The sequence below is a fragment of the Frankia sp. Mgl5 genome, from assembly GCF_023242985.1.
Classification (GTDB): Bacteria; Actinomycetota; Actinomycetes; order Frankiales; family Frankiaceae; genus Parafrankia; species Parafrankia soli.
This window is the reverse complement of the sequence record NZ_JALKFY010000311.1, coordinates 1-242: the sequence shown is the minus strand read 5'-3', so window position 1 is coordinate 242 and position 242 is coordinate 1. Positions and strand designations below refer to the sequence as shown.

Genomic DNA, 242 nt, shown 5'->3' with positions numbered 1-242 from the left:
ACCAAAACGGGTCAGCACCTGTTCAAACAATCGGTATGTGCCCCCGTACAGGTCAAGCGAGACGATCAAGTGGTCACCCTGTGAAAAGATCCCCATCAGCGTTTGAATCGCCGCCATTCCCGAGGCACAGGCAAATCCGGCCTCTCCTCCTTCCAGATCGGCGATCGCCTGCTCCAGTACCGCTCGTGTCGGGTTAGCCGTGCGGGTATAATCAAACCCTGTGCTCTGTCCCAGTCCCGTAT

The 242-nt window shown here is 57.0% G+C and carries 1 protein-coding gene; it reads right to left on the bottom strand.

Translation table 11 applies throughout. From position 1 onward, the window contains the following. A partial coding sequence (locus MXD62_RS09480; RefSeq protein WP_248828987.1) for a PLP-dependent transferase occupies positions 1-242 on the bottom strand: 242 nt, incomplete at both ends.